The sequence below is a fragment of the uncultured Eubacterium sp. genome (genome assembly GCF_937958975.1).
GTDB lineage: Bacteria > Bacillota > Clostridia > Lachnospirales > Lachnospiraceae > Eubacterium_G.
On sequence record NZ_CALGRE010000027.1, the window covers coordinates 45,067 to 61,747 of the forward strand.

Genomic DNA, 16,681 nt, shown 5'->3' on the forward strand with positions numbered 1-16,681 from the left:
TTCGCGTAAGCAATGGGAAGGGAATTAGTTCTTGTAATCGTTTTTGATAATCGCATATAATCCCAAAACGGTCACAAGTAGTTCGGTAGCAGGAAAGGCAAACCATACGCCAAGCATTTGAAAAAGAGTAGAGAATAAAAATGCTATTGGTATAATAACAAAAAAGCCTCTCAACAATGAAATCATCTGAGCCGGTTTTGGACGTTCTGTCGAAGCAAAATATGTGGAAAGTACAATATTGAAACCTACGAATGGACAGGCAATAAAGTATAGCCGCAATCCGGTTTCTGCTATTTCCTGTAAGGTTTTATTATGTTCGCTATTAAAAACAGAAGCAATGTTGGAAGCACCAAAGAAGATAACTAAATAAATTGCGACAAATAAAATGAATATAGTAACAAGGGAGTATCTAAAAATTGCTTTCATATCAGACACTTTTCTCATACCATAGTTCAGGCTGATAATTGGCTGGATTCCCTGTGATAAACCTGTATATATTGCAACGACAACAAGGGAGATTGCAGCGACAACACCATATGCAGCGACACCTACATTTCCTGCTAATCGAAGAATGATAAAATTAAATATAATCATAACAATACCTGAGGAGGCCTCCGTTATAAAAGAAGGTACTCCGGTCGATAAGATACCAAAGATTCTTTTCATGTTTAGTTTATCTTTTGCCAGATGAAATTTATTTTTCTTTCGGATAATATAGGGCGACAAAACAATAATGCTGATAACCGGTGACATACCTGTTGCAAGTATCGCTCCAAATATTCCCATTTCTAATGGAAATATAAAAATGTAATCAAGAACAATGTTAGAAAAACAGCCTGTAATCATAGCTGCCATAGAAAGTGAGGGATTCCCATCATTTCGCACAAAGCACTGTAAGAGATTATTGGACAAAAAGGCAGGCGCGAATAATAACATAACCTGTAAATAAGTATTTGTCATTGGGAAAATAGCAGCATTTGCTCCCAACAGTTTTACAATTGGACCGGATAAAAATAAACCGAATAAAACGAAGATTGTTCCTAAGCAGCCGGTGAGACAAACTGAATTGGTAAATGTCCTGTTGGCTTTTTCGTGTTCCCCACGACTTCTTTGTATGGAATACTTTGTACCACCGCCCATACCGAGCATTAATCCCGTACCGTTGATGAAGCAGAAGACCGGAAAGGCAAGATTGAGCGCTGCCAGACCGTTGGTACCTAAATTGGCAGATACAAAGAAAGTATCCGCTAAAGTATAGCAGGAATATGCAAGCTGTCCTAATATATTTAAAGATACATATTTCAAAAAGGTATAAAGTGTGCTGTTTCTCATTTTTCCTCCTAAAAAAAGCGCTGAACTTCGTATCTTCTAAGGCCTAACGATACGAAATCCAACGCTAAAAGTTCACCCGGCGGCGAACATAATTTATTATATTATTAACTACAAAACAATAAATACGTTTTCTTATTATATCATAATGTAGAAAGAAATCAATAGAGAGTTGTTTTGTCATATTTTTAGTAAAAGATTACATAATAAGTTATAAAAAAGATGGGGTTGGGTGTAAGTATGAATAATCATTTAAAAAATCAGACAAGTCCTTATTTGCTTCAGCATACAGATAATCCGGTAAACTGGTATCCTTGGTGTGATGAGGCATTTGAACGTGCAAAAGCAGAAGATAAGCCGATATTTTTGAGTATTGGGTATAGTACCTGCCACTGGTGTCATGTAATGGCACATGAGAGTTTTGAGGATGCCCATATTGCTGAAATTATGAATCAGTATTTTATAGCAATCAAAGTGGATAAAGAAGAGCGACCGGATATTGACAGTATTTATATGTCGGTATGTCAGGCATTAACAGGAAGTGGGGGATGGCCTACTACTATTTTTTTAACTCCGGAGCAGAAACCTTTTCTGGCTGGGACTTATTTTCCGAAAACTGCAAGATATGGTCAGATAGGATTAAAAGAATTACTTTTAGCTGTACATGACAGATGGACGACCGATAGAGAGAACCTGTTGGAAGCGGCGGATGAAATTATAACTTTTTTAAGTCAAAAAAATAGAGTCCAGGGGAATCTGGAGAAAAATTTAATAGATGCTGCCTTTGAGCTTTATAAGCATACATTTGATGAGATGTACGGTGGCTTTGGAAAGGCGCCAAAGTTTCCGGCTCCTCATAATTTGTTATTTTTAATGCAGTATTTTGAAAAGAGCGGAGATGAGAAAGCTATGAGAATGGTAGAAAAATCATTGCTCCAAATGTATTATGGTGGAATGTTTGACCATATTGGAGGAGGATTTAGCAGATATTCTACAGATAAATATTTCCTGGTGCCACATTTTGAAAAGATGCTGTATGATAATGCTCTGTTGATTCTTGCCTATTGTAAGGCATATGAAATAACAAAAAAGAAAATCTATTGTGAAATTGCGGAAAAAACCGCTATGTATGTTCTGCGGGAGATGACTTCTCAGGAAAACGGATTCTATAGTGCGCAGGATGCGGACAGTGAAGGAGTAGAGGGAAAATACTATTTGTTAGAGCCGGACGAAATTATTAGCATTCTTGGACAGGCGGCGGGCAAGGAATTTAATAAATTTTTTGATATTACAAGAGAAGGAAATTTTGAGGGAAAGAATATACCAAATCTTTTAAAAAGCAAGGCAGTAAGTGAAAGTTTTAATGTTTATCTGCCGGAAGTATATGCTTATCGCAAAAAACGATATTCATTACATTTAGATGATAAAATATTAACGTCGTGGAATGCACTTATGATTACAGCAATGTGTCATCTTTATCGTGTTACAGAAAATAAAACTTATCTGAACGCAGCAGTAAAAGCGCAGGAATTTATTCAAAGTAAACTTTGTGAAAAAGATATATTAAAGATAAGTTATCGAAATAATCAGTCAAATGGAAAGGGATTGTTGGATGATTATGCAAATGAAATATTTGCATTACTTGCTTTGTATCAGGCTACTTTCCGGATAAATTATCTGGAGCAGGCCCGAAAATTTTGTGATAAAGTGATTCAGGAATTTTGGGATAGGGAGCAGGGAGGATTTTTTCTATATGGAAAGAATAATGAACAGTTGATTTTACATCCAAAGGAGACTTATGACGGTGCCATTTTTAGTGGAAATTCAGTTATGGCATATAATCTTGTACAATTATACTTCCTTACAGGGGATAAAGTGTTTGAAAAGTTTGCAAAAAATCAATTAAAATTTATGAGTGGAGAAGCTCAGCATTATCCAATGGGATATCCCATGTTTCTTATGGCATTGTCAGATTATGTTAACCCTCCGGAAAAAATAATTGTAGTGGCAAAGGAGAATAAAGAGTTAGAAAAATTACCTTGCAGGGTTTCTCTAAATTCTATTGTATATGTTTTTCAAAGTCCAACAAAGGAATATCCATTAAAGAATGATAAGACCACATTTTATATATGCAGGGGACATTCCTGTCTTCCACCGGTAAATGAATTGAATCATGTTTCCATAAAAAATACCAAAATTTTATAAGAATATGTTGTTTGTCGTAAAATTTGGTTGTTTGTCGCAGGTTAGATAATTTCCTTCCAAAAAATGGTATAATTTTTATATCTTTTTGGAGGGAAAAATTTTTATGAAGGAGGTAGTATGATGAGAAAATCAACAAAGAGATGGATGGCAATGATGTTGTCAATTACAATGGTTTTAGGGACGATAACATATCAGCCTGTAAGAGCAAATGAGGATTCGGGAGATGCTCCCCCGGAAGAAGTGTATGCAACAGGAGCAATTCCGGAAGACCTGTCAAAGATTAGTGACGATATGAAAATCAATTCGCTGGAAGAGTATTATGATATTCTGGAGAAAGAGGGAGAATTGGACGAGCCTCCGGTTCCGGGAGCAGGATTAGAGGAAGAACTGTATGGTTCTATTGATTTGAGTACCAGTGAATATTTTCCGGAGATAACCAACCAAGGGGGATTGGGTGCATGTACGTCTTTTGCACAGACCTATTATCAGTTTACATATGAAATGAATCGGAAAATGAATCGTGCAGCGACAACGGAAAGTACATTATCACCGATATATCCATATAACCTTATTGCAAATAATAATGGAAATAGTGGTGCTAATCCGGCGAGGCTTTATTCGTTATTACAGCATAAGGGAACAATTCCATGGTCGGGCACAGAGTATAGTAGAAATCCAAAGACATGGTTTCCTACAAAAGAAAACTGGAATAAGGCAGATAATTATCGGTTAAAAAAGTATTATTTTTTTGGTAAAAATCTTGGAAATAGCGGTAACGAGATAAGTTCACCAAAAGATTCTAAATTAAATATTATAAAAAGTATGCTAAACATGGGGCAAGTGGTTTGTATAACTACATATATAAGTAGTAGAAAGGAAGAAACTCTTGGACAAAACAGCCCACATGCCGGAGAAATGATTATAACAGATATCTTAGGGCAACAAGGATGTCATAGAATGACAATTGTGGGATATGATGACAATATTTGGGTTGATATTAATGGTGACGGTCAGGTACAGGAGGCAGAAAAAGGAGCATTTAAAATTGCAAATTCATGGGGAGATAATTGGGGGAACGATGGATTTTGTTGGTTTGCATACGACGCAATCAATATTAAGTCTCAGGTTACAGGGGAAACCCATATGGCTTCTCCGACATGGACATATAGCTGCGGATTATATGATTTTTCAGTCATTACCGTTACAGATTATAATAGTGACTCAGATATCAAACTGGAATATACATTAAATACAAATTCCAGAAAGGAATTAAAAATAAGTGTTATGGCAACAGATATTGAGTCGGGTCAGATATATACCAATGAAGCAACTCCATATTATATTGAAGATGGTAATTCTGATTCGAGAAATTTATCTTTTGATGGGACAGAAGGTATGGCAGACGGAACAATGACAATGGATTTGGATACGGTAGTTCCGGGACTGACTTCAGACACATTTGGTAATTATGTATGGAATGTCGAATTTTCAGAAACAACGGATAATTCCTATAGAACAGTAGTGAAAGATGTAAAAATTGTAGATTACAATATAGAAAAAGAGTATCAATTTGATGCATCATATCCTCAGACCATTAATGGGAATAAGATAGAACTTGAGTGTAATTCAAATGCGCAGGGGTATGATTTACAGGTGACAGATATCTCTTATGTTAATCTCGAAACAGGAGAGGAAAATGGCAGGATTGAGCCAGGGGATAGGATTCGGTTTGAATCTAAAATCAAAAATGTTGGCGATACGAAAATAAAAGAAAATCAAAAATTTAGTGTTTTATTTACCAGTGACGAAAAGACAGTTTGGAATAGTGGTAAATTTATTCAATCGGAGCTTGGTGTGGCTGACTGGTTATCGGTTCCGGCAGTGAGCGGAGAAGAAGCAGGAGTTATTACGTTTTCTGAGACAGGAACCTACAGTGTTACAGCGTGGGCAAATTATAATAATATATTGACGGAAGAATATGGAGGAAATGCGGCAGAGAACAATAAGAAAACAATTACAATACAGGTATTGCCACAAGAAGGTGGAATTAAGGTGACATCATTTACGGCATCCGATGAAGAAATACAATACGGTGATACCGTAACATTTAATATAACTCTGAAATATGGTAATACTGTACAGACTAAATTTGATATTAGCAATTCAAAAGGAATGTATTTGTATCGCAGTGATTATATGGATGGCACACAGATGTCTTACCAGTTTAATACAACAGGTCTTTATTATGTTTTTGCCACAATAAAAGATGTGAATACCGGAGAAGAAGTGAAAACAACTCAATATGTTCGGATTTATGTTAAGGATAAAGAGACGGGCTATGACTTTGAGGTAAACTCTTTATCTTATAATTTGAGTGATTCGGGTACTAAAGGAAAAGTTTATGTGGGAGATTCTATTTATCCAAGAGCAAGGGTAAAAAATGTAGGAGAGATAAATGCACCGGATAATGAAAAATTGAGAATTAGTTTTCAGATTGAAAACGACATAATAAATAAAATGTGGAATGATGAGTATTCAGGAAAAATAGGTATTAAGGCTGGTGAAAGTAAAATTTTAAGTGCAAAAGCCGGAGGACAGAATGGAGATGGAAGTTATACATTTACAGAACCGGGAACTTATACACTTACTGCGTGGGTAAATGATACGAATGAGATATCAGGAGAGCTGGGTGGTTATACAGCGAATAATAATAAACAGACGATAACTTTCCAGGTTTACCCTAAGGAGAGTATGAATACGGTGGAAGAGTTTGAAGCGGATAAAACAAGTGTATTGCAGGGAGAGATAGTAAATTTTGCTATAATTTCATATCCTGTAATTTCTGCATTAAGAACGAAATTAGATATTTATACGGAAAGTGGTGATTTGTATGATAGTATTGGGTACCAGTATGGAATGGATAGAGATTATTGTTTTGAAGAGGTTGGGACTTTTTATGTGCAGGCAACAATTGTTGAGACATTTGATGGAGAAAAAGGTATCACTTCAAGAATTGCAGTGACAGTAGACGCAGCAAATGGATATGATTTGGCAGTGGGAACAATTGGTTATCAGAATCAAGACACAAATGAGATTAATGGACAAGTCGTTGTCGGAGAACCGTTTAAATTCTATTCTGTGATAAAGAATGTGGGAACGCAGACAGTAAATGAAAATGGAGGTTTAATTGTAAACTTCCGTATTCAGGGAAAAGATACGGATGTTACATTGAGCTATGACAATAATACTTTGATGACATATCTACAGGCTGGATATGTTGGCGCTTTTCAGAGTAATAAAGGTGGAGAAAATAACGACGGAAGTTACATATTTAGCAAGGCGGGAACCTATACTTTGACGGTCAGCGTAAATGATGACAATAGGTTTCCTGACGAAATTTGCGGCAATACAGCAAAAAATAATAAAAATAGTATGACAATTAAGGTTGTAGAACCAAGTAGCATTACAATTAATAAATTTACTGCAAACGGGAAGGAAATCAGTCAGGGTGATAGTGTAACATTTACAATTGATTGCGAGCTTTTACATATGTCTCATAACAGATACGAAATCTACAATGAAGATGGAACTTTGTATGAAAAAAAGGGAATTGATTATAGTTTGTCAAGAAAACTTATATTTGAAGACCCTGGCACATATGATGTGCAGGCAGTGATAGAAGATTTAACGACCGGTGAGATTAAGAGGACAGAAAAAATTAGGATTATTGTTACACAGACAGATGGATATGATTTAGCAGTGACCGATATTAGATATGTTAATGTGGATACAGCATACAATGGAGGAAATTTGAAACCGGGAGACCGTATCAGATTACAGGCAATGATTAAAAATGTGGGAAATGCAAAAGCAAGGGATAATACATTGATGAAAATAACGTATCAGATTGCAGGCAAAAATCCGGTAATACTCTATAATGACCAGTTTAAAAACCGTACAGGTCTGGCAGCAGGGCAAAGCACTCGGCTTAATTCTAATAAAGGCGGAGTAAATGATGATGGCATTATTACTTTAACGGAGAGTGGAACCTATACATTTACGGTAAGTGTCAATGATGATAATGCTTTTCCGGATGAGATATGTGGTAATAAGGCAAAGAATAATAAAAAAACAATTACAGTGAATGTCGCTGAGCCGGAAAAGCGTATTCAATTGGGTAGTTTTGATGCATCTACAGATGAAATTTTTAAAGGAGGTATGGTGGAATTTAGTGCAGATGTTTCTAATGTAAGCAGTGCGATGATAAAATTACATGTTTATGGATTGAATGGAATGATATATCATGGAAGTTATTTTATGGGAACCGAGGTCAATTATCAATTTCAGCAGGAAGGAACATATTATGTTCAGGCAACAATTGTAGACCCGCATACCAGTGAGGAGGTCGATACAGGTTTTATTCGTGTAGTTGTAAAATCTCGTGAAAGTTAGAAATTAGGGTTATAAAAGGAGTTGTATCACTAAATAATATAGTGTGCAGCTCCTTGTTTTTTTAAATAAAATTTATGTTTATTAGTGTAAAATGTGTAAGTTAAACTTAATAAGGTTAAGTTGATTTATAAAAAACATACAAAAAGTGTATTGAAATAAAAATGTTTTTGTTGTAATATAACCAAGAAAACAAAGTTTTCGTGCGGTTTTTTTGTGAAAAATGTAAAAGAGAATAGAAGAAAAGAGATGTGAAAAAAGTATTTCTAAAAGGAGGAACAAATGATAAAAAAGAGTATTTTTGCAAAAATTGCATCGGTTACATTAAGTGTGGCAATGCTAGCCACTTTAACTTTACCAAACATAAACAGTAATATGTTTATGAAAACGGTAAATGCAGACAATTTGCCGATTACAAAGCTTGGAGCAGGTAGTATTGGAACAGGAACGACATCTTCTGAAGCGGCAAAGCTTCCAAGGGCAAACACTCAGGGAACATACCGATTTACTACAGAAGATTATAACAAAAAACATCAGGCATTAGACACGAATGACTGGGCAAGTAACTGGTTGTGGGACCTTGAAGGGGATAAGGCTACAGATGCGACAGAGGCATTGACAGGTACGGCTTACGCATTTCCTCTGTCTTATCTTATGAAAAAAGATGGGCTTAGAATAACAAAACCATCAATGACTTCCAGTGCAACGAACATTAGTGCATATAATATCAAGGATAATGATACATTGTGTGATTTTAAATTTGCTCCGGATTGGAAAAGTAATGAGACAAATATTGATGAAATTACAGACTGGTCCTATGAGGCAATTACAAAAAATCCATCAAATAGTTCACAGCAGATGAAGACAATAATGACTCAGGGAAGTCCTTTTACATATTTAGAGCTTAAAAACACAAATATTATGTATATAGAAAAACTCAGAGTAACGTTTCCAAGTGATACTATTTTTGAAGGTGTTTACAATGGAAGCAAGATGGTAGTTTTTAGAACAAATGACATTACCAGTTCAGTAAATGGTTATCCGGGGCTTACATATCAATATTATGCGTTATTTTTACCGGAAGGAGCTAATATAGAACATTTAGGAACAGAGGATAAAACACATAATGACAGGATTGGAAAACTCAAGATTACACTCCCATCCGATAAAACATATCTTTCATTTGCCTGGATTGATGAAAGCGCATCCCATAATGATGATGCGGCAGTGAATCTTGCAAAGGAATACAGACCGTATGCGTTTAATTTTATAACAGATACGAGGGCTGATTATTCATATAATGAAAAGCAGGGAGAAATTTCTACAACATATAAGTATACTGTTGAGAGAAAGGCGGAGAGTACAGCAGATGGAACCATTATGGGGATTTTGCCACATCAGTATAAAAATATGAGCGGTTATTCCTATATGACAAATGACGCAGTTACTGTAAGGGGAAGAATGAAATTTATGAAGGGTTCCTCTTATACAACAAAAATGAAATACAAAGGTATTCTTCCATATATGCCATCTTTGTTAGAAGATAACTCAGCAGGAAGAAAACAGCTTCAGAGTTATGTGGATGAGTTTATGAATCAACATATGTCTGGTTCCGGTGATTGGACGCTTGCAAATGACCAGGGAAATGAGACATATTATCATGGAAAGAAACTTAATAGGGCAGCGCAGGTCGTTGCGGCAGCGAAGACGCTGGGAGATGAAAAAAGTGCTGATAAGGTATTAGACGGGCTTAAGGCGAATCTGGAAGAATGGTTTACTTATTCAGGACCAAAGGATGGAAACTATTTTACTTATCTTGGAGAGGGTGTTGGTGTCCTTCTCGGATTTCCTACATCATTTAATGCGGTAGATCAGTTTAACGACCATCATTTCCATTATGGATATTTCATTCAGTCAGCCGCTTGTGTTGGTCTATGGGATAAGGAATGGCTGAATCAATATAAAGATGTAGTAAAGCAGTTGATATATGATATTGCATGTCCATACAGAGATAATGCAGATAGTGTTGCAGATTGTGGAAATGCATATCCGTATCTTAGAAGTTTTTCACCTTACGAGGGACATTCATGGGCTTCCGGTTATGAGGATGAGCGTACAGGAAATAATCAGGAATCTACTTCTGAAGCAATTAATGCATGGGCAGGAATAATTCTTTATGGTGAATTGACTGGGGATACCAGAATCAGAGACATGGGAATTTATCTGTATACCACAGAAGTGGCAGCAGCAGACAATTACTGGTTTGACATTGACCAGGATATATATAAAATAGAACAGTCAAAATATCAGCCACTTATGGCATCTATGGTGTGGGGTGGAAAGGTTGATTATTCTACATGGTTTGGACAAAATTGTACTCAGGGAATACAGATTTGTCCGATGCAGTCGTGGTCGTTCTACTTATTAGATGGTGGAGCAGATTATGTTAAGAAATTTTATAATTATGACAAGACATCAGAACTGGCAAAGAATCCACAGAGTGGTGAAATAGGAAGTACCGGAGGGTGGAATGATATGTGGGCGTCTTATTATGCGCTTGCAGACCCGGAAGCAGCGATGAATGATGTCTGGACGAAAAAGGTTGTAAATGATGGCGAATCCAAAGCGCATACATATCATTATATTCAATCTCTTATAGATTATGGAACACCGGATATATCCTTTACGAGTGATAGTACGTTTTCAAGTGTATTTAAAAAGAATGGTGAGTATACTTATGCAGTATATAATCCGGATAATACAACAAAAAATGTAACGTTTAGAGACAGTACAGGAAAAGCTATTCAGGTTAAAGCAACACCAAATGGAATGACATTATTCAACTCTAAGAATATTGGAAAACCTTCTTATACCATAGAGTATTATGTAAAAGATTTAAATTCAGACGATTATCATATGATAGATTCGGCGATTCAATATGCTGATGCCGGAGCTTTGTTGACAGCAAAGAAAAAAGAGTTTGTAGGATATTCTTTTGACACAGCAAATGTGAATAATCAATTGTCAGGAAATGTAAATAGTGATAATTCTCTGGTATTAAAAGTTTATTATACTAGAAATACATATAATATTTCTTATGAATTAAATGGCGGACAAAAAACGAATGCTACACTATATCCGGAATCTTATATCTACGGTGAGACTTATACATTAGATTCGCCTACCCGCAATGGATACGATTTTTATGGTTGGTATGCTGATGAGGTTTATGATACAAAAATTCCATCGATTACTGAAAAAACAAATGGAAATCTGACATTGTATGCAAAGTGGATTCCAAAGGGAACAATTCTTATTAACGAAGATGTATATCTTACATTTGATGCTGACACCAAAGGAACATTTACTATTATTGGAGATTCGGGATATAGTGCTGTGAATGTTCTTTATAAAATAGTACAGACAGAAAGTGAAGCAGCAGAACTGGCAGAGAAAAAAGCAGAAAATGGATTTGTTTCATGGGGACTTGACAGAAATTCCAGCGGTTGGACAAGGACAGAGAAATTTAAGTCAAATAGTGGGAAATATATTGTATTTTACTTTATCAGATATGATAGTAAAGGTGGATATAAAACAAGTTACGGATATGGAAAAATTGGTGCAGGTTATGCCGGTGACGAGCCGACAAGTACAGAACCGATAACAACAGCGGAGAATCCAACGGACGAAAAGAATACATCAGATGAATCGCAGACACCGGAAATATCTACGGAGGAGCAAACAAACGCAGAAGATATTCCTTTGGAAGTATTTGGTCAGGTAATTACATCTAAAGAACCGGGACTTATCTGGGTTGTATGGGGACAGAGTAATGAACAGATTAATTTAGGTCAGAGATATAATATATATATTGATGGTGAAATTGCAGTTGATACTCATGGTAAGAGATTGGAATCTGTTGGATGCATTGGACGCAATATTCCGGCCAGTGCAGGGACACATAATGTTAGAATAACTGCAGTGTTGAATGGTATTGAGTCAAAAGGTGTGAGTGCGGATGTCGTAGTTACCGGTGGAGAAATTGAGACAACAGAAGAAGAAACACCGGAAGAGACAACAGAAGAAGAAACACCGGAAGAGACAACAGAAAAAGAAACACCGGAGGAGACAACAGAAAAAGAGACACCGGAAGAAACAACAGAAAAAGAGACACAGGAGGAAACCACGGAAGAAGAAACGACTATAAAAACAACGCCGGATATTGAAATAAACGGATTTCAGGTAAGTGCAACATGTGGTGGACTCAGAACCGTGTATTCCATAGAGCCGACCATAAATGATAAGGAAGTCACAGAAGTGGGACTATTATATGGTCTGTCAGAATATGCGGATAAAGACGATATGAGTATTTTATCAGATTCAGCTTTTGTAAAAGCATTTCGTGCTGAAATTGGAAAGTTTAATGAAAAGGTTTCAGAATCAGACACGGCTTCAACTTATGTAATGACAATGAAATTTGTTGCAGGAACGAAATTAGAGTTTAACGCAGAATGGATGGTGCGCGCATATGCAAAATTAAGTGACGGTACATATGCTTATAGTGATGTTAAGTGCTGCTCCATTTATAAAGTGGCGGAATATGTTTATAATAGTGGAAAAATGCCAACATATGACGGACACACATATCTGTATGATAAAATATTGACAGTTGTTAATCCTGATTTTGAAATGAAAGAGTTTGATTGGAAGCAATCAATTGTAAAATAAAAAATATTAAGAAGAGGACCGGATTATATTCGGTCTTTTTCTTTGTTTAAAGTACGGATACTATAATAAAAGATGAAAATATTAAAAAAAGGTTAGATAGCAGTAAAATTAATAAAAAACGGTTACACACATATTGAATATATCCAAAAACGGGTATATAATGAGTATATGAAGTATTGAATTACTATTACAGATTAGTATTGTTCATGACTGGGCGATGCAGTGTATTTTAACAGGAGGTGGCATATGACGGTTGAAGAATTGAAAAGACATAAAATGGAAAAAGGATATACTTATTCACAGATGTCCATTTTGTCGGGAATACCGGTGGGAACGATTCAAAAGATATTTTCTGGAGAAACAATAAATCCAAGATATGATACAATGCAAGCGTTGGAGAGATTATTTCAAGTTGAAGAAAGTCTGTGTGTTCGAGAAGGAGCAACATATATGACACATACGCAGGGAACTTATACGGTAGATGACTATTTTGCGCTACCGGATGAGCGACGTGTTGAGTTAATTGATGGTTATTTTTATGATATGGCATCTCCTACAGGTTTACATCAAATGATTGGTGGTGAGGTCTATAGACAAATTGCAAATTTTATTTTGGAGCATAATGGTAATTGTATTCCATTTATGGCTCCGTTGGATGTGCAGCTTGATTGTGATGAAAAGACGATGGTTCAGCCGGATGTTATTATTTTATGTGATGAAGACAAAATTAAAAATGGGAGAATTTATGGAGCACCAGATTTTATTTTAGAGGTAATATCTCCTTCCACCAAGAAGAAAGATTATACGATTAAAATGCATAAGTATATGAATGCAGGTGTACGGGAATATTGGATTTTAAATCCGTATCAGAAGCAATTGTTAATATTCTGTTTTGAGAATGAGGACTGTCCGATGATTTGTGGATTAGATAAACTGATTCCTGTGGGAATTTTTAATGGCGAATTAGAGATTTCATTTGAACATATTACAAAATGGATTGAAAAGTTTAGCTAGAAAGTCAATAAAAGAAGGGGCTTGGAGTATGACGTTTTAGTGTTAATACGAGAATCCCTTTTTTTGTTATGTAAAAAATTTTAAGAGAGGGAAGAATTTTTGTTGATAAGTAATATTACTGTAAAGCATGACAGGGTATTTGATATAAGCATTTGTTATTCGTTTCAAAGATTGATAAAATATAATCAAATATAAAATGCTTCGAAGGAGGTGTTCATATGAAAATAATTACAAATAAATCATTTGATGAGGAAAGAGCTTTATATGGAGCACAGGAGCTTATAGTAAAAGAGTGTAATTTTGATGGTCCATCTGATGGAGAGAGTGCATTTAAGGAAGGAAAAGAGATTACAATTGAAAATTGCTTTTTTAATCTCCGCTATCCTTTTTGGCATAATTATGGATTAAAAATAACTTCATCCAAAATGACAGAAGCCTGTCGGGCAGCGTTATGGTATTCGCATGATATAGAAATTATTAATACAAGACTACATGGAATTAAGGCATTGCGTGAGTGCAGAAATGTTAAAATGAGTGATTGTGATATTATATCTCCGGAGTTTGGTTGGTCAGTACAGTATATCGAAATGAACGACTGCACTGCAGAAAGCGAATATTTTATGATGCGTTCCGACCATTTGACTTTTCAAAATGTACAAATGAAAGGTAAGTATTCTTTTCAATATATTACAGATTCTGTATTTGAGCATTGTGTTTTCGACACTAAAGATGCTTTCTGGCACGCAAAAAACATTATTGTCAGAAATAGTGTCATAAAAGGTGAATATCTGGCATGGTACAGTGAAAATATTACGTTTGAAAACTGCAAGATTATCGGTACACAGCCCCTTTGTTATTGCAAAAAACTTCGTTTAATTAATTGCGAAATGATAGATACTGATTTGAGTTTCGAACGTTCTGAGGTAGAAGCGACTTTGACTGTTCCTATTGTAAGTATTAAAAATCCATTGGCCGGGCATATTTATGTGCCATCTGTAGGTAAAATTATTATGGATATTGAGGAAGCAAAAGGAGAGATTGTGCAACAAAATCAATGTTGTTGTGCATAGAAATTTTTAGATATTGTTATTCGTTTGTTTGATAAAGCGGCAGAGTATGAAAACTCAGCCGCTTTTTGTAGAATATATGTAATTTAGTTTTCAGTTGACTTTTGGTGACATCAAAATATATTATGTTATATAGAATAGTGACATAAAAATAAGAATTTTGGGAGATAGGAGTAACCGGTAAGCGTGAAAAAATTAAATTGGAAAGAGATAAGAAAAGAAGCAGCGTGGATGATGAAATATGCCAAGCGGTATTGGGGAGCCATAGTTTTATATTGTGTTATAGGAATCGTTGGAACTTTAATGGGACTGGCAGGAAGTATTATGAGCAAATATCTGATAGATACAGTTACCGGATATGATACGAAAGCAATTGGCTGGGTTGTAACACTTATGTTATCTATGGGAGCTGGGAATATTCTTATGAATGCAGCAGCTAACAGAGCGACTGTGCTTATCAGCACAAAAGTTTATAATGAGATACAGGCAGAAATCTATGACCGGGTTATGGAAGCTGACTGGGAGTCACTATATGAGTATAGGAGTGGGGATTTATTAAACAGATTGACCGGGGATGTAAAAGCTGTTGCGGACAGTGTGATAGGATGGTTTCCGGATATTCTTACAAAAGGAGTACAATTCTTAGGGGCATTGATAATTATACTTTATTATGACCCGACAATGGCAGTCATTGCATTACTCAGCGCACCGGTTTCTATCGTTATGTCTGAATTTCTTTTATCACGAATGAGAAAGTATAGTGTGGATTTGCGGAAGATAAGCAGTGAGGTTGTTACATATCAGGAAACATCGTTCCAAAATATCCAGACAATTAAGTCTTTTGGTATTGTCAGTTTTTTTGAAGAGGGAATGAGGACAGTACAAAATAAATATAAAAATCTTACAATGAATTATAATAAAGTTTCAATTACTGCCACAAGTATATTATCTTTTACCGGGATGTTAGTATCTTATGCATGTCTTGGCTGGGGGGTATATAGACTGTGGAAAGGTGCTATTATATTTGGAACACTTACATTATTTATTCAGTTATCAAGCAGTCTGGCAACTTCGTTTTCTGCACTGATTTCTCTTGTTCCTCAGGCTATCTCTGCCACAACAAGTGCAGGGAGAATTATGTCCGTATCAGAGATAAAACCGGAGCGTATAGAGAGCGCCGAAGTAGCGGAGCAGATAAAATATAATAGCAGTGAAGGTTTGCAGGTAAATATGAAAAAAGTCAATTTTTCATATAAAGATGGGGAAAAAGTATTATCGGATATTGATTTGTGTGTGAATCCGGGGAGTATTGTAGCCTTTGTGGGTCCGTCCGGTGAGGGAAAGACTACATTAATGAGAATTTTACTGGGATTGATAAATGTTGAAAAGGGAGCAGCAACGGTGAGAGATTCGTTTGGTAATGAATGTGTGTTATCTGCTGCTACAAGAGATTTGTTTTCTTATGTTCCACAGGGCAATACCATTTTTGCAGATTCTATTGCGGCAAATTTGAGGATGGTAAAAAATGATGCCACAGATGAAGAAATCATTTATGCATTAGAAACGGCATGTGCATATGAATTTGTCAAAAATCTTCCGGATGGGATTTATACTATAATTGGTGAAAATGGACAGGGATTATCAGAAGGACAGGCACAGAGGATATCAATAGCCAGAGCGGTATTAAAAAATGCTCCAATTATATTATTGGACGAGGCTACATCGGCATTAGATGTAGAGACTGAGGAGCGGGTTTTAAGAAATATAATAAAAAAAGACAATAAGAAAATCTGTATTGTTACAACACACAGACCGAGCGTATTAGAAATATGTGAGAGCGTTTATAAGATAGATAAAACTTTTTTAAGACAAATTAAAAAATAAAAATG

Annotated in this window: 7 protein-coding genes; 6 read left to right on the forward strand and 1 reads right to left on the reverse strand. The window is 35.7% G+C overall.

Features of this window, described 5'->3' with window-relative positions:
* Positions 1-24: 24 nt before the first annotated feature.
* A complete protein-coding gene (locus Q5O86_RS04665; RefSeq protein WP_302625986.1) occupies positions 25-1,332 on the reverse strand; it encodes an MATE family efflux transporter in 1,308 nt (435 codons plus the stop codon).
* A gap of 237 nt (positions 1,333-1,569) precedes the next feature.
* Here Q5O86_RS04665 and Q5O86_RS04670 point away from each other — a divergent pair, with 237 nt between their 5' ends.
* From Q5O86_RS04670 to Q5O86_RS04695, 6 genes are all read left to right on the forward strand, one after another.
* Positions 1,570-3,534, forward strand: coding sequence for a thioredoxin domain-containing protein (locus Q5O86_RS04670; RefSeq protein WP_302625987.1), 1,965 nt, complete (start codon positions 1,570-1,572; stop codon positions 3,532-3,534).
* 117 nt (positions 3,535-3,651) lie between these two features.
* A complete protein-coding gene (locus Q5O86_RS04675) occupies positions 3,652-7,986 on the forward strand; it encodes a C1 family peptidase (protein ID WP_302625988.1) in 4,335 nt (1,444 codons plus the stop codon).
* A gap of 279 nt (positions 7,987-8,265) precedes the next feature.
* Entirely contained in the window at positions 8,266-12,711 is a 4,446-nt protein-coding gene (locus Q5O86_RS04680) for a glycosyl hydrolase (protein WP_302625989.1), read from the forward strand.
* 246 nt (positions 12,712-12,957) lie between these two features.
* On the forward strand, positions 12,958-13,725 hold the full coding sequence (locus tag Q5O86_RS04685; RefSeq protein ID WP_302625990.1) for a Uma2 family endonuclease: 768 nt from the start codon (positions 12,958-12,960) through the stop codon (positions 13,723-13,725).
* 218 nt (positions 13,726-13,943) lie between these two features.
* Positions 13,944-14,795 carry a DUF3737 family protein gene (locus Q5O86_RS04690; protein ID WP_302625991.1) on the forward strand — a complete coding sequence of 284 codons (852 nt, stop codon included), beginning with the start codon at positions 13,944-13,946 and terminating at the stop codon, positions 14,793-14,795.
* Positions 14,796-14,978: 183 nt separating this feature from the next.
* A complete protein-coding gene (locus Q5O86_RS04695) occupies positions 14,979-16,676 on the forward strand; it encodes an ABC transporter ATP-binding protein (protein ID WP_302625992.1) in 1,698 nt (565 codons plus the stop codon).
* Positions 16,677-16,681: the final 5 nt, after the last annotated feature.